Here is a 23,021-nt window from a genome sequence, read left to right as displayed (position 1 = left end):
TGTCGGAATATGCGGTTTTTTTGCGTTTCGAAAAGGGATACGGCGGGGCTGTCGCGAATGGATAATAGGCTTTAAGGGGTATTAGACAAAGTTAGTACTATGTTCCGGCCGATTTTTCTTTACAATAAAAATATGGCTTGAATCATACACGCACACACGGAAAGCAGAGGATACGTATGCAAACTCGTCATGTAAAAATTATCGGAACCGGTAAATATATGCCGAAGCGCCGGGTCACCGATTCAGAGATGGATCGGGCCTTAGGCGTGCCGGAAGGCTGGGTACGCAAAAAAACAAACGTCGTTCACCGCCATTTCGCAGAGGACGAAACGGCTTCTTTTATGGGAGCGAAAGCGGCCTATGCCGCTTTGGAAGCGGCTGGATTGACGTTCAACGATATCGATTGTCTGGTATGCACGAGCGGGACGATGGAGCAGCCGATTCCTTGCACGGCTGCTTTAATTCAGGAAGCGATGGGGCAGCAGCATTCCGGCGTTCCTGCCTTCGACATTAATTCGACGTGCCTGAGCTTTGTCGCCGGCCTCGATGTGATGTCCTATATGGTAGACGCCGGGCGGTACCGCCGCGTCCTGCTGGTGTCGACCGAGATCGCCTCCAAAGGCTTGAACTGGAAGCAAAAGGAAAGCGCAGCGCTCTTTGGCGACGGGGCGGCGGCAGCCGTCATTGCGAAGTCCGGGCCGGAAGAGCGTTCGCGAATTCTCTCCGCTTGCATGGAAACGTACAGCGAAGGAGCCCATCTCTCCGAAATTCGGGGAGGCGGCAGCGGCCGTCCTGCAGGGGCTTTTGCTCCGGAGGCGGCAGAGCATTACTTGTTCGACATGCAGGGAGAGCCCTTGTTTCGGATGGCTTCGAAGAAGCTGCCGGATTTCATGAACCGCCTTCTTGCGGGGGCAGAGTGCTCCATTGCGAACATCAAGCTGGTCATTCCGCATCAAGGAAGCGCGATGGCGATGCGGCTGCTCAGCCGCAAGCTGCGCATTTCCGAAGAGCAGCTGTTGTACATTACGCCCGATCATGGCAATACGATTGCCGCATCGATTCCGATGGGCCTGCACGAGGCGATCCGTCAAGGAAGAATCGAGCGGGGCGACCGCGTACTGCTGATCGGCACTTCGGCAGGATTGACGCTGGGAGGCGTTGTGCTTGACTACTGAAAAGCGTGCCGCTTCGTTTGAACGCCTGAAGGTGTTGATTACCGGCGGCCGCGCTCCGGCAGCTCTGGAGCTGGCTCGGCTGCTCGCTGCAGCCGGCTGCGAGGTACACGCGGCCGAAAGCGTGCGGCATCACCTGTGCCGCGTATCGAAGTCGGTTGCCCGCAGCCATGCGGTGCCCGGTCCGGCACGCGAACCGGAACGCTTCATTGCGGCGCTCGAAGAGATCGTACAGCGTGAAGACATCGCTTGGTTGATCCCGACGTGCGAGGAGATTTTTTACGTGTCGGCCGGTTTGGAACGGCTCAGCCGGATATGCCGCGTCGCTGCTCCGCCGCTGGAACAGCTCCGGCGGCTGCACAGCAAATGGGAGTTCATCCGCCGGGCTCAAGAGCTCGGCTTGTCCGTTCCGCATACGGAGCGGATGCGCTCTCCGCAGGAGTTGGCCCAATTCACGGAGCGAATTGCCTCTAGTCCGGAGGAAGTATTCCGGGACGGCTATGTCGTGAAGCCGGAATTTTCACGCTTCGCTTCCAAGGTTCGCATCGTGAAGCCAGGCGGCCGGGAAGCAGGGGAGGCAGCGAAGGAGAGGACCCGGATTACCGGGGAAACCCCCACCGAAGTCCGACTGGAAGCCGAAAGCTATCCATGGGTTGTTCAGCAGTTCATCTCCGGGCGAACCCTGTGCACCTACAGCATCGCGTACGAAGGCAGACTCGCGGCTCATGCCGCCTACGCTGCCGATTACGCCGTCCGCGGCGGGGCCAGCGTATATTTTGAACCGCTGTACCATTCCGGCCTTCTCGAATGGGTACGGCAGTTTGTCCGCATGGAACGGTTCACCGGGCAAATCGCATTTGATTTTATCGAGACGAAGCAGGGAGAGCTGTACGCCATCGAATGCAATCCGCGGACGACTAGCGGCATCCATCTGTTCCGGCCGGAGGATAGGCTGGCCTCGGCCTTGCTGCATCCGGAAACGCCGGGGGCATCAGTGATCGAGCCGCAGCCGGCCTCGCGGGGGATGCTGGGGGTGCCCATGCTGGCCTGCGGCCTTACGGGAAGCCGCTCGTGGCGGGCCTTCGCGGCATGGCTATCCAAGTATGCCGCAGCCCGGGATGTCGTGTTCCGCTGGAGCGACCCGCGACCATTTGCAGAGCAGCTTTTTCTGCTGTTGGAGCTTCGGAGAGCCGCGTCCGCCAGCAAACAGACGCTTATGGAAGCTTCGACCGGCGATATCGAATGGAACGGAGGGACATCATGAGCAGGAATGCCTTAGTGACCGGAGGAACAGGCTTTCTGGGCAGACGGCTTGCTCTCCGGCTCCGGGACGAGGGTTGGAACGTTACCGCATTAGGTAGACAACCGGCGATCGGGGAGGAGCTTCGGCGGCAGGGCATCCGTTTCGTGCAGGTGGACCTGCGGGACCGGGAGCGGATGGATGCCGCTTGTGCCGGTCAACAAGCCGTATTTCACTGCGGCGCGTTATCGGCATCGTGGGGACCATACAACGACTTTTACGATAGCAACGTTCTCGGGACGGAACATGTTATCGCCGGCTGCCTGCGGCATCAGGTCGGCCGGCTTATTCACGTGTCGACGCCCAGTGTGTATTTCGGCGGTTCCCACAGGCTAGGCGCCCGGGAATCGGACCCGCTGCCGCGTCGTCAAGCCAGCCCGTACGCCGCGACGAAGCGGCTGGCCGAGGAGGCCGTAGCGCGGGCCGGGGCGGCGGGGCTGGAGAGCGTTATCGTGCGTCCGCGCGCCTTGTTCGGTCCGGGAGACGCTTCGATTTTGCCGCGGCTGATCGAAACCAATGCGGTGCAGGGTATCCCGCTGATCGGAGGAGGGAAGGCGCTGATCGACTTGACGTATGTCGACAATGCCGTCGATGCGCTGCTGCTGTGCCAAGCGGCCCCGGCCGCTTCCGTGGCGGGACGCGTCTACAATATTACGAACGGCGAGCCGATGCCTTTTGCCGAAGCGGTAACCAAGCTGTTCGGGAAACTGGGCGTTCCGGTCCGGTTCAAACGGCTGCCTTATGCCGCCGCTTACGGCGTCGCCGCACTGATGGAGCTGTCCGCACGTCTGCTTCCCGGCCGGGGCGAGCCAATGCTCACCCGGGCGGTCGCGGGCATGATCGGGAGAAGCCAGACGCTGGATATTAGCGCGGCCCGAAGGGAGCTGGGCTATTCGCCCAAATTTCGCGTGGACGAAGGAATGGAAGCTTTTGCTCAGTGGTGGAGGAGTAAGCATGACATATAGACAACAGAGAGAAGAAAGAGGGCTGCCGATCCCCAAGGTCAAGCTGCGCTTGTTCGCGGCAGGCTATTGCACGCATCCCGAATGGGTAACACTTCGGGGCGGCTCGCTGCGTTCGTGCCGCATTCCGGCGATATTCGCCTGCATCGAGCATCCGGCGTTCGGCACGATTGTCGTCGACACCGGATATTCGGAGCGGTTCATCCAGGAAACGAACCGGCTGCCGGAGCGGCTGTACCGTATGATTACGCCCGTCGTATTCCGCGAGGAGGAAAGCGCGGTGCGGCAGCTTGCGGTCTGCGGCGTGACTCCGGAGCAGGTGCAGACGGTGATCGTAACGCATTTCCATGCCGATCATGTGGCCGGTCTGCACGATTTCCCGAACGCCAGATTTTTGTATGTTCCGGAGGCGTACAACGCGGTGAAGTCCTTGCGCGGGTTAGCGGCCCTGCGCAGGGCGTACCTGCCCGGGCTGCTGCCGGAATCGTTCGAACGCCGCTCGCAGCCGATTCTCCGGGACCGGAAGGTCGAACTGCCAGCGGACTTCCCGTTCTCCAGCGGCATCGATGTGCTGGGTGACGGCAGTCTGGTTGCGATCGACCTTCCCGGGCATGCGGACGGGCAGATCGGGCTGCTGCTGTCGACCGAGACCCATGATTATTTGCTCTGTGCCGATGCGGCCTGGTCGAGCCGGGCGATCCGCGAGAACCGCCCGCCGCACCCGCTTGCCGGACTGGTCATGCCGAACCGGCGCCAGTACCGGGACAGCTTCGAACGGCTTGTCCGGCTGCAGCAGCGGTATCCGGCATTGCGTATCGTTCCCTCCCACTGCCCGGAGATTTGGGAGAAGTGGATTCAAGGGGGGGAACCGCTGTAATGCTTACCGATTTGCTGCGCATTTTATCCCGTTATTGGCTTACCCGCCACGGACGCCGATGGACGGACCGGGCTTCGCTCGAACGGTGGCAGGAAGCGCGCATCCGGAACCATTTGGGCCGGGTGCAGCTGCAATCCCCCTTTTACCGGGAATGGTGGGGGAATCGACCGCTGTCGGAGTGGCGGGAGTTTCCAATAATCGACAAACAAATCATGATGGAGCAATTTGACCGTCTGAATACGGCGGGAATCCTTCAAGAGGAAGCCTTTGCTCTGGCGCTCCGCGCGGAACAAACACGGGATTTCACTCCGATGATCGGGGGGACGACCATCGGCCTATCGTCCGGAACGTCGGGGCACCGGGGACTGTTTCTCGTCAGCCGAGAGGAGCGGCTGGCCTGGGCTGGCGCCGTACTGGCCAAGGTGCTGCCGGGATCGTTGTTCGGCAAGCACCGCATCGCCTTTTTTCTGCGCGCCAACAGCAACTTGTATGCGGCGGTTGGCAGTCGGCGGCTGCAATTCTGGTTCTACGATCTGCTCGATCCTGTGGAGCGCCATCTGGACCGGCTCCGGGAGCAGCAGCCGACCTTGCTCGTCGCGCCGCCTTCCATGCTTCGGCTGCTTGCGGAGCAGCAAAGAGAGGGACGGTTATCGATCGCGCCCGGGCGCATCGTGTCGGTGGCCGAGGTGCTGGACCCGCTCGACCGCCGGTATATCGAGGAAACGTTCGGCCAAACGCTGCATCAGGTTTACCAGTGTACCGAAGGTTTTCTTGCCGCTACATGCGCTCACGGTACGCTGCATATGAATGAAGATATCGCAGTCATCCAGAAAGAATATGTGGACCTTGAGCTGCGGAAGTTTGTTCCTATTATTACCGATTTTTCCAGAATGACACAGCCGATGATCCGCTACCGTCTGAACGACGTGTTGACCGAACGTTCGGAGCCTTGTCCTTGCGGATCGCCGTTTATGGCGATTGAAGCGATCGAAGGGCGCTGCGACGACTTGTTCTATTTTCCGGCTCGAGATGGGGAAGGCTGGGTACGTGTATTTCCCGATTTTGTCAGCCGGGCGCTGCTTGCGGCCTCCGGCGACATCGAAGCGTATCGCGTTGTGCTCCACACACCGAACCGGCTTGAGGTTTCCCTGCAAGTAGAGGACGGCAAGCGGGCGGAGACCGAGACAGCCGTGGCGAACGCATTGACCGGTCTTTGCGATCGGGTCGGCTGCCGCACGCCGTGGTTCGAATTTACGGCGTATGCTTTTCAGCCGGGAGACCGGAAGCTTCGGAGGGTGGAGAGGAGGTTCGGCCTTGACCTCGATGCTGCGCTTATTCGATAGCGAATCGATCGGGCATCTCGAATGGCCTGATACGGCTGACGGCAGCTATGCCAAGCGTTATTTGCTTCCGCTGCTCCGCCAGCCAGTCGAAACTTTCGTGCCGAACCTGTCAACAAAGCTGCACGTGCTTCAGTTGAACGACAAGGTTTTGCCGGTGACCGTCAATGAGACGGAGTACGACAATTCATATGTCTGTTCTCCGTACACCCACTACGTCACCTATGCAAAGCAGGAGCTGTATCTGCTGAAGTCACGCCCGGCGCAGCTTGCGCTCAGCGGGCTGCTTACCGCCATGGGCTGGCTGCTGAAGGGGAGCGGGTTCAACCGCACGGTGCAAGTGAACAACTGGCTGCTGTCGACCAATCTGTATCCCGAGCTGGCTGACGAGGAAATGGAAGATACGGTCCGTTTCCTGCTCCGTTCGTTTCCGCAGCATACGCTGATTTTCCGGTCGCTCGACCGGACGACGAACGCTACGATGATGGATGCGCTGGAGAAGCTGGGCTTCCGCATGGTTCCGAGCCGTCAGATCTATCTGCTCAAGCCGTCGGACGATGCCTGGATGAATGCCAAAGCCCGCTGGCTGCTGAAACGGGACTACGGACTGATGGACAAACACCACTACGAAGCCGTCGGTCCGGAGGAGCTGACGGAGGCGGATATGCCCCGGCTGGCGGACCTGTACCGGGCGCTTTATTTGGATAAATATTCGTACCATAATCCGCAGTTCGGTACGAGTTTTTTCAAGCTGGCTTGGAAGGAAGGGCTGCTGGAGCTTCATGCGCTTCGTCACAAGCCGACGGGACGGCTGGATGCGGTGCTCGGCTTCTTTTGCCGCAACGGGGTCATGACCACGCCGATCTTCGGTTACGATACGTCGCTTCCGCAGGAGGTCGGCTTGTACCGCATGCTGTCGTCAGTACTAATCGGCATTGCCCGGACGAACGGCCATCTGCTCCATGAAAGCTCTGGGGCCGCGCAGTTCAAGCGCAACCGCGGAGCGGTCGCGGATATCGAATACAGCGCCGTTTACGACCGTCATTTGCCCTTCCGTCGGCGTTCGGGCTGGATGCTGCTGCACAAGACGCTGAACGGCATCGGCATCCCGCTTATGAAAAAATATAAATTTTGAGATAGGAGCAGGAGAAGGAGGGATTTCGATGGACAACGCCCAACCGGTAGCCTTGGTGACAGGTGCGTCCAGCGGCTTCGGTTTGTTAACGTCGGTCGCGCTTGCGCGCGCCGGCTATAGAACTGTTGCGACGATGCGCAATCCGGACAAATGCGAAGCGCTTCTGGAGAGGGCGGAGCGCAGCGGGGTCCAGGAGCTGATCGATATCATGCCTCTGGATGTTACCGATCATGAGGCGATCGGGCAAACCGTCGGTTCGATTGTCAAAACGTACGGCCGGATCGACGTGCTCGTGAATAATGCGGGTTTTGCCGTCGGCGGTTATGTAGAAGATGTGCCGATGGAGCAGTGGAGGCAGCAGTTGGAGACGAACGTATTCGGCGTGATCGCGGCAACCAAGGCCGTGCTTCCGCATATGCGGGAGCGGAGGTCCGGGTGCATCGTCAACGTCAGCAGCGTCAGCGGGCGCAGCGGTTTTCCCGGCTACGCGCCTTACAGCACGTCCAAGTTCGCCGTGGAAGGCTTCAGCGAGTCGTTAAGGCTCGAAATGAAGCCCTTCGGCGTTCACGTCGTGCTCATCGAGCCGGGCGCCTACAAGACGGACATTTGGCAAAAAGGCTTTGCCTCCATGTGCACCTCCGTAGCTTCGCCTTACCGGCATTTTCTGGAGAAGGTGCTGCGGTACTCGAAGCAAGCCGCCGCTACCGCCCCGGACGCGGCGGAGGTTGCGGATACCATTGTCCGCGTCGTCCGGTCGAAGCATCCCAAGCTGCGTTATCCGCTCGGCAGAGGGGCTAAACTGAGCCTGGGGAGCAAGGCGCTGCTCTCATGGCGATGGTACGAATCGATTGTGCTGCGTCTGCTCAATAAATGAAAACATAAGGTAGGCCGTTCCCGGTTTGGAGATCCGCGGGAGCGGCCTATTTTTTGTTTATCGGCTTCTTGACCGTGCTTCTCCCGAAGCGTGACGGAACTGCTCGGTGGACGTTCCGACCGAAGATTCCGCATTCAGGGTGACCCTCTTCGTATACTTCATTTAAAACTCTAAAGTACGTGTCGAATGTTCGGGATGAAATAGCTTATTTACATGGGATATAAACTCTTGAACCTTCGCATTTGCATCAATGTAGTATGATGGGGGTGAAGCTCGAATGAGGAAAGGAGTCGAACGATCATATAGATGCCGATCGCAGCCTGTGCAGACGGTGAGTCCCGTATGGAATCGGGAAAGAGGGCTTTCGTCGGCAAGAGCGCTGCATGGAGCGGCGCGTTTGTAAAAAAAGATACTCGTTTGTAAGATCAACGATAAAGGAGGAGTATAGTTGAAAGAAGCTATTCTTATCCGGGGCGCCCGTGAAAACAACTTGAAAAACATTTCGCTGACGATTCCCAGAAATCGATTGGTCGTCTTGACCGGGCCATCGGGCTCAGGCAAATCGACGCTTGCAATGGATACACTGCAGAAGGAATGCCAGCGGCAGTATATGGAATCCATGGGAATGGTCACGGATTCGATCAGCAAGCCGAAGGTGGATTCCATCGCCGGATTGTCTCCATCGATCAGCGTAGGACAGCACGTCACGAACCGCAATCCGCGATCGACGGTGGGCACCGTGACAGACATTTACACGTATTTGCGGCTATTGTACGCCAAGCTCGGGGAGCGGCCATGCCCGTCCTGCGGCACGACCGTTCCGCCTTCGTTCGAAGAGGCGGGCGGCTTGACCGAGGAAGACGAAGCGTCCGGCCAACTGCAATACGTTCGCTGCCCGAATTGTGCGGCCGAGCTTCCCAAGCTGACGATGGGACATTTCTCGTTCAACAAGCCGGAGGGCGCCTGCGGAACGTGCGATGGGCTCGGCAGCATAGCCAGCCTGAATCTGGAGGCAGTCTTCGACGAAGAGCTGAGCCTGCGCGGGGGATGCGTGACCTTTTGGTACGAGTCACTCATCGACTACCAGAACAGCATCTTGCAGGCGGCCGCCAGGCATTACGGCTTTGTCTTCGATCCGGATCAGCCGTTGAAAGAATACGGTCAGGTTCAGCGCGATCTGTTGTTCTACGGCGTGGAAAGCGAAGACTTCCTGCGACACTTCCCGAACGTCCAGCCTCCTAAAACGGTCGGCAGAGGAAAATTCGAAGGCGTCGTTACAAGCTTGTGGCGGCGCTACTTGGAAAAAGACGGCGACCCGAACGGCTCGGCGTCCGTAGGTGCGTTTTTCCGTCAGCAAACGTGCGGCGGCTGCCAAGGAACGAAATTGAACAAGGAGAGCCGCCAGGTGACGGTACGCAGAGCGTCGATTGCCGAGGTATCTTCTTGGTCGCTGGATGACGTACTGTCGTGGCTGAACAGTTTGCCGGGAAGTTTGCCGCCGGCCGGTCGAGAGATGCTGGAGCCGGTGCTGAACGATTTGCCGGAGCGGCTGAGACGGGTGATCGATGTCGGCTTAGGGTACTTGTCGCTTCACAGGCAGACAGTGACGCTGTCCGGAGGAGAGGCACAGCGAATTCGGCTTGCTTCCTTGCTCGGTTCCGGTCTCACCGGAGTGCTGTATATTTTGGACGAGCCTTCGGCAGGGCTGCATCCGCGGGACACGGAAGGGTTAATTCACGTCCTGAAGCAGCTGCGTGATCTGGGAAATACGGTGCTTGTCATCGAACACGACGTCGAGGTGATGCGTGCGGCGGATCATGTCATTGACTTGGGGCCCGGGGCGGGCGCTATGGGAGGTACCGTCGTCGGCGAGGGTCCGTTGGAAGCTCTGAAGTTATATGAGAGCTCGGTCACGGGCGCTTATTTGCGGGACGAGAGCCGCCTTGGCCCGGGGCGGGTCAGAAGGCGGGGCAACGGGAACTTCATGACCATCCGGGATGCTCATGCGCGGAATTTAAAGCACATTACCGTCTCGTTTCCTCTCGGCTGCCTGATTTCGGTGACCGGCGTGTCCGGTTCGGGGAAATCGACGCTCCTGTTCGATCTGCTCGCGCCGGACGAGCAAGCGGGGAAACGCGAAGGCTGCGGAGCTATTACCGGTCTGGAGCATATCGGGAACTGGATTACCGTCGATCAGTCGCCGATCGGGCGGATGCAGCGTTCGAACATTGCGACTTATACCGAAGTGTTTACCTCGATTCGGAACCTGTTCGCCAGCTTGCCGGAGGCGAAGCGGAGCAAGCTGACGTCGAAGCACTTTTCGTTCAACACGCCGGGCGGCCGCTGCGAGAACTGCCAGGGACTTGGCGTTTTGTTGCTGCACATGCATTTTCTTCCGAATCTGGAAGTGCGGTGTCCCGCCTGCCGTGGCAGACGGTTTCAGGATAACGTGCTGTGCATTACCTACAAAGGCTATACGATATCTGACCTGCTCGAAATGACGGTTCAAGAAAGTCTTTCCGTCCTGAAGGATCAGGACAAAATGTCCAGAACGATTGAGCTGCTCTGCGAGGTGGGGCTCGGCTATTTGCAGTGGGGCCAGTCCGTAACGACGCTGTCGGGCGGAGAGGGTCAGCGGATCAAGCTGGCCAAGGAGCTGAGCAAAAAAACGAAGACGCACACGCTCTATTTGCTGGACGAACCGACTACCGGCCTGCATCCCGGTGATGTGCGGCAGCTGCTCGTTTTGTTGAACAAACTGGTCGATGCGGGCCACACGGTGATGGTGGTCGAGCATAACGTGGACGTCATTCGCGAGTCCGATTGGGTCGTCGATCTCGGCCCGGAAGGGGGAGAAGCGGGCGGCTCGCTCGTCGCAGCGGGAACCCCGGAGGAAGTGGCGGCATGCGAAGCTTCCCACACCGGACGCTACTTGAGACAAGCGCTGCGCTTGTAAAGGAGGCAGGTAGGACGTCCGTCATAAACCGTCTGTAGAAGGAGGTGCCGTTCATTTGGGCATCTCCTTTTTTTATGCGCCGATTTCACAATAAGCGCAGAAGCCGCTATAATTAGGAGATACTTTTGCATCGCAGGGAAGGGAAGCGAGTACATGTTTGCGCGTAGGGAAAGCTTAGGTCAATACGTTCGGCTTTATCCGGTGACAACAGCCATCATCTTGATTCAATTGCTGGTGATGGCGGCAATGGAGTGGTACGGATCGTCCAAAGATAGCGAAACGCTGCTCCGGTTCGGCGCCATGTTCGGCATTCCGGGCTTCGAGCCGGAACCGTGGCGCTATGTGACGGCCATCTTCGTGCACATTGGGTTCCAGCATTTGCTTTTTAACAGCTTCGCCTTGTACGTGTTCGCGGCTCCGCTTGAGCGTATGCTGGGGGCCTGGCGCTATGCGGCGTTCTATCTAGCCAGCGGAATTGCGGGGAATATGGCCAGTGCCTGGCTGAACTCGGACTACTATATCGGAGCGGGGGCTTCGGGTGCGATCTACGGCGTGTATGCCGCTTATCTATACTTATCCGTATTCCGGCGCGATCTGATCGATTACCAGACGAAACAAACGGTATGGACCATTGTAATCATCGGCTTCGTTTATTCGTTCATCATCCCGAATGTCGACATTTACGCTCATGCCGGCGGCTTCGTCGGCGGGTTAGCCGTATCGGCGCTGATGACCTTGTTCGTCAAGCGGAGACGGCGTAGGGAGAGCTGGGAGGAACACGGAGCAGAGTAATGCAACCGGCTCGATAATCTTGTGTGGTCTGAATTGGTTGGGGAATAGAGGAACGCCGGTGCGCTAAACAGAGTTTGAAGACGGTGATAGGAGCATAGCGGAACTGGGGAGCATTTAAGTGTGTCGAAAAATGTTAATGCTCCCCTTGATCGGCTCGATAACGCATCACAGGTTCTCTATATTGGGCCGTTCGACGATTTCGGCCGGTGTAGCGCATCTCAGTTCCCCTAAGTTTGCGAATTACTCTGCCCCTTGAAGGGCACAAGCCCATCGATTTAATCCTCGAAGTCAATCCTAAAAATCAATCCTAAAAATCAATCCTAAAAATCAATCCTAAAAATCAATCCTAAAAATCAATCCTAAAAGCCCCCCCTCTAAAACCAGTCTTCTAAAATCACTCCTCGACATTTCGAAACCCAATCCTCTACAACCTTTCAAATTAACCCGAAAATAAGGGCTCCTGAGCACTAGACTAGTCTCCCGGTAAATAAAAAGAAGTGTAATTTTGGGAGTTACGTGGATAGCTTTTTAGCTTCGCTGCTCTCAAATTGAATTCGCTTTCATAAAAGGCGCTACAGTTCTTTGTCCTTCCTTACCTTATACCCCCCACAAAAACGAATAATGCTGTGCCTGTTCGCCTTCCTCGTACTCCGCTTAACAACTTTGCGAGTTATCCGTAGAACCGCATAAATAATCCGTCCTCCGGGAGACAAAGAAAAGCCCTGGTGATAATCTTTATCAATGAACGAGTTCAACGAAGGGGAGGGATAGATGTGAACCAAAAAAACGGAATCGCAAGACTGCTCGAAATTGCGGGCGAGAAGCGCGGGCTGCTGATCGTTTCCGGCATTTTGTCGGCTCTGAGTGCAGTCTGCATGCTGATTCCTTACGTATCGGTATATTTTATTATCCGCGAGCTGTTGGAGCACGCGACGGACCCGGCTTCCGCCGACGGGCCGTGGATGATCCGCTGGGGGATCGTCGCGCTGCTAGGGCTGCTGGGAAGCCTGTTGCTGATGTATGCGGGAGGGATGTTCTCCCATATGGCGGCGTTCCGGATCTTGTACGGTCTGCGCGTCAAGCTGTCCAATCATATCGGACGGCTGCCGCTCGGCTGGCTGAACGGCACCTCGACGGGCGTCGTGAAGAAGACGCTGGAGCAAAATGTGGAAAAGGTGGAAACCTTCGTCGCGCATCAGCTCCCGGATCTCATCCATGTGGTGGTGTCTACCTTGGTGATGATCGTTGCAATGTTTGCCTTGAACGGATGGCTGGCGCTGGCCTGCGTCATTCCGATAGCAATCGGCTTCACCGTGCAAATCCTGCTCACGACGGGAGAAAAGTCCAAGAAGAACGTCAAGCTGTATTACGATTCTTTAGAACGGATGAGCGGATCGGCGGTTCAATATGTACGGGGGATGCCGGCGGTGAAGGTGTTCGGGCAGACGGTCCATTCGTTTCGTAAGTTTTACGACGACATGATCCGCTACCGCGATTATTGCGTCAAATTTACCGATCAATTTCAGAACGGATTCCTGATCTTTAAAGTCATTCTCAGCTCGTTTGCGGCCTTTATACTGCCGGTCGGCGTCTATCTGCTGGCCCGGGACCCGGGCAGCGTGGCGTTCGCCTCGGTCCTGTTGTTCTTTCTGATCATGGCCCCTGGCATCTCCGCCCCGATGTTCAAAATTATGAATATCAGCTCCTCGCTCCGCGATATTAACGAGGGGGTCGAGCGGATCGACCGCATTTTGGCCGAGGAGCCGGTAAAGGAGCCGGAGATACCGAGAAAACCGGATGCATACGATTTGACGTTCCATAACGTCTCCTTCTCCTATGGGGCGGAAGGCAGATCTTCCCGGAGCGAGGCGCTGTCCGATCTTTCGTTCAACGCGCGGCAGGGCAAGGTAACGGCGCTGGTCGGCCCGTCAGGCTCCGGCAAGTCCACCGTCGCCAATCTCATTCCCCGGTTCTGGGACGTAGGTGAAGGAAGCATCCGCATCGGCGGCGTAGACATCCGCGAGATGGCCTCAGCCGATCTGATGAACACCGTTGCTTTTGTTTTTCAGGAAACGTTCTTGTTCTACGATACGCTTTACAACAATATCGCCGTCGGGCGTCCCGGAGCGTCGCCGGAGGAAGTGTACGCCGCAGCGAAGGCGGCCCAGTGCCATGAGTTTATCGGCAGGCTGCCCCAAGGATACGACACGTTGATCGGGGAAGGCGGCGTGTACTTGTCGGGCGGCGAAGAGCAGCGGGTTGCGGTGGCCCGGGCGATTTTGAAGGATGCCCCCATTCTGGTGCTGGATGAGGCCACTGCTTTCGCCGATCCCGAGAACGAGTACGAGATGCAGCAGGCGCTTAAACAGCTGATGCAGGGAAAAACAGTTATCGTGATCGCGCACCGGCTGTCTTCGATCCGGGATGCCGATCAAATTATCGTGCTGAACGCCGGACGACTCGATGAGCGGGGAACGCATGACGGACTCGTTGCCGCAAACGGCTTGTATGCCAGAATGTGGAAGGCGTACACGGATGCAGGGCAATGGCAGATCGAGACGGGAGGAGTGAGGACATGAGTCTGCTTCATAACATCACGGCGGGCCAGCCGAAGAAGCTGATCAAGCCGGTACTGTATACGACGCTCGCCAACCTGATGGCGATCGCGCCTTTTGCTCTGCTGGTCGGAGGCGCGAGACTGATCTTCGAGCCGTTCGTTCATCCGGGAGCGCCACTGGATGTAACTGGGCTTTGGTGGGTGTGCGGGGGCATGGCGGCCACGCTGATTGTTTTGTTCTTCTGCGAAGTGCCGGCATACCGCGCCCAGTTCCGGGGCGCTTACGAGACTGCGGCCGAAGGGCGCGCTCAGCTGGCCGAGCATTTGCGGAAGCTTTCCCTCGGCTACTTGAACCGACGCGACCCCGGCGATTTGGCGAATATGATGATGGGTGATTTTACACTGGTGGAGCACGGCATCTCGCATCTCGTACCGCAGATGCTCGGCGCTTTGGTTATGCCGGTGCTGGCCCTTGCCGGGCTTTCCATTCTGGATTGGCGCATGGCGGCCGCGATGTTTGCCGCTTTTCCGGTGGCGATTGTGCTGGTGCTTCTCACCTCCCGAATTCAGCGGAGGCTGGGGGCGAACCATATGCGGGCCAAGATTGACGCCGCGAACCGTCTTCAGGAATATTTGAACGGTATCCGGGTCATTAAAGCTTACAATATCACGGGCGAGCGCTTCGTCCGGCTGGAAAAATCGTTCAAGGACCTGATGCGGCACAGCATCCGGATCGAAGGTCTGCTTGGGCCGATTGTACTGAGCGCTATCGCTCTTATTCGAGCCGGACTGACCCTTATGGTGATCGTAGGGGTTCATCTGCTGCTGGGCGGCAAGCTCGACGTGATGACGCTTGTTACGTTTTTGCTCATCGGAACGCGGATTTTCGATCCTCTCACGACCGCACTCGTGAACTATGCAGAGTTCCGCTATCACGAGCAGGCCGGCGAGCGTATCGTCCAATTGTTGAAGGAACCTGTCATGACGGGCAGCGAGCTTCCTCCCGAAGAGCACGACGTCGAGCTGCGGCAGGTCACCTTCGGATACAACGAGCAATCCACGCTCAAAAACATCAGCGTTCGGATGCCTGCCGGTTCGTTCACTGCGCTGGTCGGCCCGTCGGGAAGCGGGAAGAGCACGATTCTCCGGTTGGCCGCCCGTTTTTACGATCCCGTCGAAGGAAAGGTGCTGCTCGGAGGGCAGGATATGCGGAGCATGGACCCGGAAGCGCTGCTGCGCAAGGTGTCGATGGTGTTCCAGGACGTCTACCTGTTCCAGGATACGATTGGCAACAATATCCGCTTCGGGCGGAGCGGTGCGACGCAGCAGGAGGTGGAGGAAGCGGCCCGGCTGGCCTGCTGCCACGAGTTTATTATGAAGCTGCCGCAAGGCTACGAAACGATGGTGGGCGAGGGAGGCAGCACGCTATCGGGCGGCGAAAAGCAGCGGATCTCCATCGCGCGGGCGATTCTGAAAAACGCGCCGATCGTCCTGCTGGACGAGGCGACGGCTTCTTTGGACCCGGAAAACGAAGTGGAGATTCAGCGCGCGATCGATCACCTGGTTCAAGAGAGGACGGTGATTGTCATCGCGCATCGTCTGAAAACGATAAAGAATGCCGACAACATCATCGTGTTGGACAGCGGCCGCTTAGTCGAGCAGGGGCGGCATAACGACCTGCTGCAGCGCGAAGGCTTATACGCCCGGCTCTGGAATTTGCAGCAGCAAACCGGAGGCTGGAGCATCTCTTCTTGATCGGCGACGTAGCAGGCGTAGCCGTGTGCCGGCCGCTTTTTGCAATCTCTAATCCAGCCTTGTGCTGGATTTTTTTGTTGAATCAAAGAGAGGTTATGATATACTGTACCTTAATGAAAATGATTATCAATATCATATACATGTGTGCGATCCTGTATCATTGTAGAGATTCGCCAGGGGGGACCGATGAACATTCAGGCCGAGTTTGCCGAGCTTAATGATATGACGACGAACGTGTTCAGCTATTTGAACGCCGCTCCGCAGACGGAGCCGTATGAGCAGACAGGTACGCTCCCGCCGGAATACGGCGAAGGGCAATTTAGCTGCATTCGGCTTCGGGACGGCATGGAGCTTCAGTTAAGCGATATGATCTGGCGGGAGGATGTGACCTTCGACATGGGCGTTCGGTATCCGCATCTGGAACTTGCGCTGAATATCGAAGGGAGCGGCTGCTGGTCTGCGGAAGGGCAGCGGGGGGAAGTATCGAGCGAGTCCGGCTCTGCGCAGCTTGTTTACTTTAACGATATCCGTATTCATGCAGAGCACAGGAAAAATAAACGGATCGTGCATGCGGAGCTGCGCTTGGACGCCCGGCTCTGGCAGCCTCTTTTTCAAGAGCTTGATGTCCGGATGGAGAAGCCCTTCTTCTGCTTTGAAGACTTGATCGGTCCAAAGCTTCAAGTTCTGGTGCAGCAGTTGCGGAGCTGTCCGTATAGCGGCTCGGCCAAGCGGCTTTTTCTGGAAGGGAAGTGCCTCGAGCTGCTCGCGTCGTTTATTTACGAAGCGAACGACAGCCGGGCAAGGAAAAGCTCCAGCTTGAAAACGGAAGATATCGACAAGATCTACAGCGCCAGAGATATTTTGCTGCAGACGTTGGCCCAGCCGCCAAGTCTGCTTGCCTTATCGCGCAAAATCAGCCTCAACGACTACAAACTGAAGATCGGCTTTAAGGAAGTGTTCGGGATGACCGTCTTCGAATTCGTCCGCCAGCAGCGGATGGAGAAAGCCAGACTGCTGCTGGAGAACGGTACGCTGAATGTCAGTCAAGCCGCGTCTCTGGTAGGCTATAATAACTTCAGCCATTTTGCCGCTTTATTCAAGAAGACGTATGGCGTAAATCCAAGCGATTATGCCAGAGATGCCGCTTATTAACGCACTTCGGAGGCTTTAATGTTGCGAAAATCCGAATGCCGTGTTACGATAGGATAAATTTAGCAGAACGGAGGGTTACGTGTGTTAGACAATTCCAATTCCGGCGTACTTGAGTTCACGAATTAAATAGTGCTCAAAGGCTCTGTCTGTGTACAGAGTGATCGGGATTGGTCTGCCTGCATATACGGGTAACCCTGTTTAGTTATACATTATGTAGCTATAAGAGGGAGGGACGAATTGACCCTCTTTTTGTCATGCCCGCAAATCGTAATACCGAGGCCAATAATCCATCCGTTGAAGACTGCCCTGATTTTGACGTACGTTGGAACGGGGAAAGATCTTCTTAAGGGGATACGTACGTCCTTTTCCGATGACTCCAGGCACAGGCAGTAGTCTGTGTTTTATTTTTAATCTTGGGAGGAATCAGACTATGAACGAACAGATGCTGCGAGTAGACGGAATCGAATTATGTACCGAAAGCTTCGGAAATCCAAACGCCCCGGCCGTTTTACTGATTATGGGAGCCACCGCATCGATGATTTGGTGGGAGGACGAGTTTTGCCAACGTCTGGCGGATCAGGGGAGGTACGTGATCCGCTACGATAACCGTGATGTCGGGCGCTCGACGACGTATGAACCGGGGCAGCCGGGATATACCTTGGAAGATATGGCGGACGATGCGATTCGCGTTCTTGAAGGGTACGGGATTTCGCAGGCGCACTTTGTCGGCATGTCGCTCGGCGGGCTGCTTACGATGCTTGCGGCGGTGCGGCACCCGCAAAAAGTGCTTACAGCTACGCTGGTAATGACGTCGGCTTTCGCGCCAGGTTTGCCGCCGATGGAGGAAAAGGTGGAAGCCTTCTTTGCGGCTGCGGCCAACGTGGATCTGACGAACGAGCAGGCGGCCGTCGATCAGACTGTAGAAAAATGGAAAATCTTAAAAGGCTCCAAGCATCCGTGTGATGAGGAGAGAATCAGACGTCTGGCTATCCAGGAAGTCAGGAGGGCGAGCCGTTTGTCCAGCATGTTCAATCACGGCTTGTTGACAGGCGGGGAATCGGACATCGCCCGGGTTCACGAGATCGAAGCTCCGGCACTGGTCATTCACGGAACGGAAGATCCGATCCTGCCTTACGAGCATGGGGTGGCGCTTGCGAACCAAATTCCGGGAGCCGTCCTGCTCACGCTGGAAGGGACCGGGCATGAGCTTCACCGTGACGATTGGGAGCGTATGATCGACGCGATCATAAACCACACGGCGAGAGCACAATAATTTAGGAAGCGGCAGTTTGGAGCTTGATTTTTGGCTCCGAACCGCCGCTTTTTGGTTTCGAATGCCCGGCACCGATACCCCACTTGCGTCGGTCGGGCTAATCCTACGAGGTTTTGTTAAGCCAGCGGGGCAGCGCCTCAAGCAGCTTCGCTCTGGTGAAGGCGTCGCCGAAGTTCCATTGCGCCGCATCCACCAGATGGACGCGGCCGTTCCGAACGGCGGGCAGACTGCGCCAAAGCGGGCTGCTCATCAGCTTCTCCGCCGCTTGTCCCGACTCCGGGCTTGCTGGGAGCAGCATGAAAATACGGTCCCCGGCATACGCGGGCAGGCTGGCCTCGGATATTTCCGTAAATCCTTGGCCCGCATTCAGCACTTCCTGAATGTGCCCGGCAGGCCGAAAGCCGTAAGGGTGATAAAGCGCCGACGAAAGACCGACGGCTCCCATGACGAATAAGCGCTTGCCATGATCGTAGAAAAACACGGAGGCCGTTTCCCCCGGTTCAATCGTGGAGCGAAGCTGCTGCCACATGGCGGCCGCTTTGGCGTTGTAGACTTTCAGCCACCGCTCCGCCTCGCGCGTTTTCCCGAGCCAGCGGCCGAGCGTCTGCAAACGATGATCGAGCGGCGCGAACGAGTTAAACGTCAGCGTGGGAGCTATCTTCGCAATGCGGGCATACTGCGCTTCGTCGGAGCTGGCCAAGATGATCAAATCCGGCTTCAGCGCCGCAAGGACGTCCGTCCTCATCGGAAAGCCAACGTCGTGCACGTCCCGCAGTTTGTTTTTGAATAAGGATTGTTTATAGAAAGAGATGCCGCCGCCAATCGCTTTAATGCCTAGCGCCAGCAGGTCCCCGAACGTTTCCCCGTAATAAATGATCCGCTCCGGCCGCTCGGGAATTTCGACCTCGTGCCCCGTCCAATCCCTGACCAGAACGGTACGGTTTGCCAGACGGGCATACTGCTTCGGCGCGATGCCCGTCGTTTGACGAAAGCGCCGGTTGAAATAGTACTCGTCCCGAAAGCCGACTTGCTGGGCAATTTCCCTCAAGGGGGCTGTCGAAGCCAGCAGCAATTGCTTGGAGCGGTTAATCCGCAGCTCGGTCAAATAATCGAGCGGCTTCCTGCCGGTCAGCTCCTGGAAAATCGGGGTGTACTGCCAATGCGGCACTTGAGCCAGAAGGGCCAACTGCTTGACGGTGATGTTATCCATGTAACGGTTCTGTAGGTAACGGACCGTGCTTTCGACCGCCTGCGTCGGACTGAGCGGCCGCTCCGAATGGAGATTGTGCTCGATGACAAAGCCCAGCAGCTCCTGAAACCGCAGCTGCTGCTTGAACCAAGCGATATCGCATGAGTCGGGCCGGCCGGCGTACAGCTCTTCCGTCAGCCGAACAAGCCGGGAGAACGGATACGCGGTCAGCTCGCGACGCTCCGGAAAAAGCTCCCCGGCAAACGTTTCGTGCGAAGAGCTCCCAATCCGTACGGCCGTAAACTTGATCTTGTAAAAGCGGAGCGCGTCGTCATATTCGTTCTCCAGTTGATACGAAGCCCCGGGAGCGAATAAAAAGCACCTGTCGGGAGTGAAGTGATAGCGGCTGTCGTCCACATCCAAGCGGCCTTGTCCGGCGGTAAAGATCAGCATCGTATGGTGAGCGGCCGTTTGTTTCCCGGATTTCCATCCGACTGGCCGATGGATTCGCTCGATATCCGTCAGATGGAACAGCAGAGAGCGCAGGGGAGAGGCGTTCGCCGATTCGCAGCCCAATCGTTCATTCCTCCTTCAGTTATTGAGAATGATTATCAATTAAAGTCTATTGTATAAAAAACAAAGAAGCTTTTCAATGACAGCTTGAAAAGCTTCCGGGAACCTCCCGCATAAATCGGTAATCTTATTTCCGAAGCATTCTAGGCAGTTCCTCCAGCATCCATTCCCTCGTCGAGGCGTCGCTGTCGGATTTTGAAATATCGATCGAGTAGACGCGGCCATTCTTGACGGCAGGCAGATCAAGCCAAATGCGGCTTTTCATCAATTCGTCCGTCGATTTGCGCGCATCCTCCAGACCGGCGGCCGGAATGAGAATGAAAATGCGGTCTCCGGCGTACTGCGGCAGTAGCTCCGGCGAGATATGCTTGAACCCTTGACTGCCGTTCAGCACTTCCTGAATCATCGGGGTAGGCTTGAAGCCCTTTGGATGATACAACATTTGCGGAAGCCCGGCGCGCGCCATGACAAACAGCCGGTCGCCGGGATAATACGTAAACACCGAGGCGGTTTCTCCGTCTTTCATGCCGTCCGCCCTTAGCTGCTTCCACATAGCCTCCGCCTTCGCGTTGAAATCCGCAAGCCACTGCTTGGCCTGCTGCTGCTTTCCGAGCAAATCTCCCAGCAGCGCAATACGCTCGTCCAACGGGGCGAACGTATCGAACATGACGGTTGGAGCGACTTTGGAAAGCTGCTCGTACTGCTTCGTGTCGGTGCTGGCCACAAGAATCAAATCAGGCTTCAGCTCCAGCACCTTTTCCAGATTGATCGGGAAGCCGACATCTGCGATAGGCTTCGCTCGGTTTTCGAAGACGTGATCTTTGATCGAAGATAACTGTGCACCGACGGCGTCGACTCCAAGAACCAGCAAATCGCCGAACGTCTCTCCGGCAAAAATGACGCGCTGCGGCTGCACGGGAATTTGCACTTCGTTGCCTTTGTAATCCGTGTACTTGCGTGTAGCGGGCGCTTTGTCCTGAGCAGCGTCTGCGGTTTTTCCAGTAGAAGCGGGAGGAGCTCCGGTTGGTGCGCCGCATGCTGCCATAGCCAACAGTGCTCCCAAGCTTAAGACGATGACGAACAGATGAATGACTTTTCTTGCCGCTTTCATGAGGTTACCTTCCTTCGACAGGTTGTAAAAGTTAATGGATAATGATTCTCATTATCGTTTAGAAACCATCATATAGGGAACCTATCTGATTCTCAATGGACAAACGAAAAACGGCCGCTTCATTTTGTACAAAACTTCGGCTAAGCCCTTTCAATTTGTACAAAAAAACCGTCGTGTTTGTCCATTGCCATCTCTAGGTAAGCCGCCTACAATGAGGTGTGGAAATGAGAATCAGTCTCATTTACCTCGGCACGAAAGTATCGATAGAGAGAGGGTTATCTTATGCTCCGGCGTTTTTTTGCTTATTATCAACCATATAAAGGGCTGTTCCTGCTGGACTTCTCCTGCGCGATCATCGCGGCGCTGCTGGAGCTGGCTTTTCCGATTGCCGTCAACCGGGTGGTGGACGATCTGCTGCCAAGCGGCAAATGGGATTGGATTTTGTGGGGTTGCGTCGGCCTGCTCGGCATTTATGCGGTCAGCGCTGCGCTGCACTACGTGGTGACATATTGGGGGCACATGCTGGGCATCAACATCGAAACGGATATGCGCAAGAGGCTGTTCGATCATGTGCAGAAGCTGTCGTTCCGCTTCTTCGACAACAACAAGACCGGGCATCTCGTCTCCCGGATGACCAACGACTTGATGGACATCGGGGAGATCGCCCACCACGGCCCCGAAGACTTGTTCATTGCCGTCATGACGCTGGCCGGAGCCTTCGGGATTATGCTGAACATCAATTGGCAGCTGGCCGTGCTGACCTTTATTATCATCCCGCTGATGATCTATTTGTCCCTGTATTTCAGCCAAAAAATGTCGCGTGCTTTCAAACGCATGTTCGCAGACATCGCAGACTATAACGCCCGGGTCGAAAACAACATAAGCGGAATTCGCGTCGTGCAGGCGTTTTCCAACGAGAAGCATGAAATCGCCCGCTTCGCGGAAAACAATAGCCGCTTTCGGATGACCAAGCTGTTGACTTACCGGATCATGGCGTGGAATTCGTCGCTCAGCTATATTCTGATGAAGCTCGTTTCGTTGTTCGTGCTCGTCTGCGGCACGTGGTTCGTGATCCAGCAGAAAATGTCGTACGGGGAGTTCATCGCTTTCGTCATGCTGTCCAACGTCTTCCTCGGGCCGATCCAGAAGATCAACTCGGTGATCGAGACGTATCCGAAAGGCATTGCGGGCTTCAAACGGTATCTGGAGCTGCTGGAGACCGCCCCGGATGTAGACGATGCGCCGGATGCGCGTCATGTCGAGCATCTGAAGGGGGATATCCGCTTCAGCGGCGTGAAGTTCGGCTACGAGAACAAGGAGAAGGTGCTGCAGGACGTTCATCTTACCGTTCGCGCGGGGGAAACCGTAGCGCTCGTCGGCCCGTCCGGCGCGGGCAAGACAACCTTGTGCAGCCTGCTGCCACGGTTCTACGAGGTCGACGAAGGAAGCATCACGATCGACGGCATCGATATCCGGCAGATGACGCTGCAATCGCTGCGCTCGCACATCGGTATCGTGCAGCAGGACGTATTTCTGTTCGATGGGACGATTCGCGAAAATATTGCGTACGGCAAACTGGGAGCGACGGATGAGGAGATCTGGGAGGCCGCGCGCCGGGCGCAGCTGGAAGAATTGATCTTGTCCCAGCCCGAGGGGCTGGATACGCTCATCGGCGAGCGCGGGGTGAAGCTGTCCGGCGGGCAAAAGCAGCGGCTCTCGATTGCCCGCATGTTCCTCAAAAATCCGCCGATCCTCATACTCGACGAAGCGACCTCGGCGCTCGATACGGAGACGGAAGCGGCGATTCAGCAGGCGCTGGCCGAGCTGTCGGAAGGTCGGACGACGCTGATTATTGCCCATCGGCTGGCCACGATAAAGAACGCCGACCGGATCGTGGTGGTCGCGGACCAAGGCATTGCCGAGCAGGGCAATCACGAGCAGCTGCTTGCTGCGGAGGGGGCTTACAGCCGCTTGCACCGGGCGCAGTTCGGGGCATGACGGTT

16 protein-coding genes are annotated in these 23,021 nt (G+C 56.8%); 14 read left to right on the top strand and 2 right to left on the bottom strand.

What is annotated here, in order from left to right; all coding sequences use genetic code 11:
- Nucleotides 1-176: 176 nt before the first annotated feature.
- The 13 genes from NI000_RS17175 to NI000_RS17115 all read left to right on the top strand — a co-directional run bounded on the left by NI000_RS17175 (nucleotide 177) and on the right by NI000_RS17115 (nucleotide 18,145).
- Nucleotides 177-1,175: a beta-ketoacyl-ACP synthase III gene (locus NI000_RS17175; protein ID WP_253412584.1), complete on the top strand. Its 999-nt coding sequence runs from the start codon at nucleotides 177-179 to the stop codon at nucleotides 1,173-1,175.
- Nucleotides 1,165-2,436 (top strand): hypothetical protein, encoded by a 1,272-nt coding sequence (locus NI000_RS17170; RefSeq protein WP_253412582.1) that lies wholly within the window; start codon nucleotides 1,165-1,167, stop codon nucleotides 2,434-2,436. Before NI000_RS17175 ends, NI000_RS17170 begins: the two co-directional genes overlap by 11 nt.
- On the top strand, nucleotides 2,433-3,437 hold the full coding sequence (locus NI000_RS17165; protein ID WP_253412580.1) for an NAD-dependent epimerase/dehydratase family protein: 1,005 nt from the start codon (nucleotides 2,433-2,435) through the stop codon (nucleotides 3,435-3,437). The genes NI000_RS17170 and NI000_RS17165 overlap by 4 nt, the downstream gene beginning before the upstream one ends.
- Nucleotides 3,427-4,311 (top strand): MBL fold metallo-hydrolase, encoded by an 885-nt coding sequence (locus NI000_RS17160; RefSeq protein WP_253412578.1) that lies wholly within the window; start codon nucleotides 3,427-3,429, stop codon nucleotides 4,309-4,311. The genes NI000_RS17165 and NI000_RS17160 overlap by 11 nt, the downstream gene beginning before the upstream one ends.
- Nucleotides 4,311-5,654 (top strand): F390 synthetase-related protein, encoded by a 1,344-nt coding sequence (locus tag NI000_RS17155; protein ID WP_253412576.1) that lies wholly within the window; start codon nucleotides 4,311-4,313, stop codon nucleotides 5,652-5,654. The genes NI000_RS17160 and NI000_RS17155 overlap by 1 nt, the downstream gene beginning before the upstream one ends.
- Complete coding sequence (locus NI000_RS17150) at nucleotides 5,635-6,786, top strand: GNAT family N-acetyltransferase (RefSeq protein ID WP_309247911.1); 1,152 nt, start codon at nucleotides 5,635-5,637, stop codon at nucleotides 6,784-6,786. Before NI000_RS17155 ends, NI000_RS17150 begins: the two co-directional genes overlap by 20 nt.
- Nucleotides 6,787-6,814: 28 nt before the next feature.
- Nucleotides 6,815-7,660 carry an SDR family oxidoreductase gene (locus NI000_RS17145; protein ID WP_253412572.1) on the top strand — a complete coding sequence of 282 codons (846 nt, stop codon included), beginning with the start codon at nucleotides 6,815-6,817 and terminating at the stop codon, nucleotides 7,658-7,660.
- Between the two features lie 448 nt (nucleotides 7,661-8,108).
- Nucleotides 8,109-10,616: an excinuclease ABC subunit UvrA gene (gene uvrA / locus NI000_RS17140; RefSeq protein ID WP_253412570.1), complete on the top strand. Its 2,508-nt coding sequence runs from the start codon at nucleotides 8,109-8,111 to the stop codon at nucleotides 10,614-10,616.
- A gap of 153 nt (nucleotides 10,617-10,769) precedes the next feature.
- The gene (locus NI000_RS17135; RefSeq protein ID WP_253412568.1) at nucleotides 10,770-11,408 is read left to right on the top strand and encodes a rhomboid family intramembrane serine protease; all 639 of its coding nucleotides are present in this window, start codon (nucleotides 10,770-10,772) and stop codon (nucleotides 11,406-11,408) included.
- A gap of 773 nt (nucleotides 11,409-12,181) precedes the next feature.
- Nucleotides 12,182-13,987, top strand: coding sequence for an ABC transporter ATP-binding protein (locus tag NI000_RS17130; protein WP_253412566.1), 1,806 nt, complete (start codon nucleotides 12,182-12,184; stop codon nucleotides 13,985-13,987).
- Nucleotides 13,984-15,720 (top strand): ABC transporter ATP-binding protein, encoded by a 1,737-nt coding sequence (locus NI000_RS17125; protein ID WP_253412565.1) that lies wholly within the window; start codon nucleotides 13,984-13,986, stop codon nucleotides 15,718-15,720. The genes NI000_RS17130 and NI000_RS17125 overlap by 4 nt, the downstream gene beginning before the upstream one ends.
- 186 nt (nucleotides 15,721-15,906) lie before the next feature.
- Nucleotides 15,907-16,872 (top strand): helix-turn-helix transcriptional regulator, encoded by a 966-nt coding sequence (locus NI000_RS17120; protein WP_253412563.1) that lies wholly within the window; start codon nucleotides 15,907-15,909, stop codon nucleotides 16,870-16,872.
- A gap of 430 nt (nucleotides 16,873-17,302) precedes the next feature.
- The gene (locus NI000_RS17115; protein ID WP_253412561.1) at nucleotides 17,303-18,145 is read left to right on the top strand and encodes an alpha/beta fold hydrolase; all 843 of its coding nucleotides are present in this window, start codon (nucleotides 17,303-17,305) and stop codon (nucleotides 18,143-18,145) included.
- Nucleotides 18,146-18,248: 103 nt separating this feature from the next.
- On the opposite strand, the gene NI000_RS17110 is transcribed toward NI000_RS17115, so the two are convergent.
- Nucleotides 18,249-19,910: an ABC transporter substrate-binding protein gene (locus NI000_RS17110; RefSeq protein WP_253412559.1), complete on the bottom strand. Its 1,662-nt coding sequence runs from the start codon at nucleotides 19,908-19,910 to the stop codon at nucleotides 18,249-18,251.
- Nucleotides 19,911-20,034: 124 nt separating this feature from the next.
- Nucleotides 20,035-21,018, bottom strand: coding sequence for an ABC transporter substrate-binding protein (locus NI000_RS17105; RefSeq protein WP_253412557.1), 984 nt, complete (start codon nucleotides 21,016-21,018; stop codon nucleotides 20,035-20,037).
- A 282-nt stretch (nucleotides 21,019-21,300) separates the two neighbouring features.
- Between NI000_RS17105 and NI000_RS17100 the strand changes: the two genes are divergently transcribed.
- Nucleotides 21,301-23,016 (top strand): ABC transporter ATP-binding protein, encoded by a 1,716-nt coding sequence (locus NI000_RS17100; protein WP_253412555.1) that lies wholly within the window; start codon nucleotides 21,301-21,303, stop codon nucleotides 23,014-23,016.
- The last annotated feature ends 5 nt before the right edge of the window (nucleotides 23,017-23,021 follow it).

Origin of the sequence: Paenibacillus tyrphae, assembly GCF_024158745.1 — a bacterium.
In the GTDB taxonomy this organism is placed as follows: Bacteria; Bacillota; Bacilli; order Paenibacillales; family NBRC-103111; genus Paenibacillus_G; species Paenibacillus_G tyrfis_A.
The sequence above is the reverse complement of the archived record's forward strand: the minus strand, read 5'-3'. Positions and strand labels throughout refer to the sequence as shown.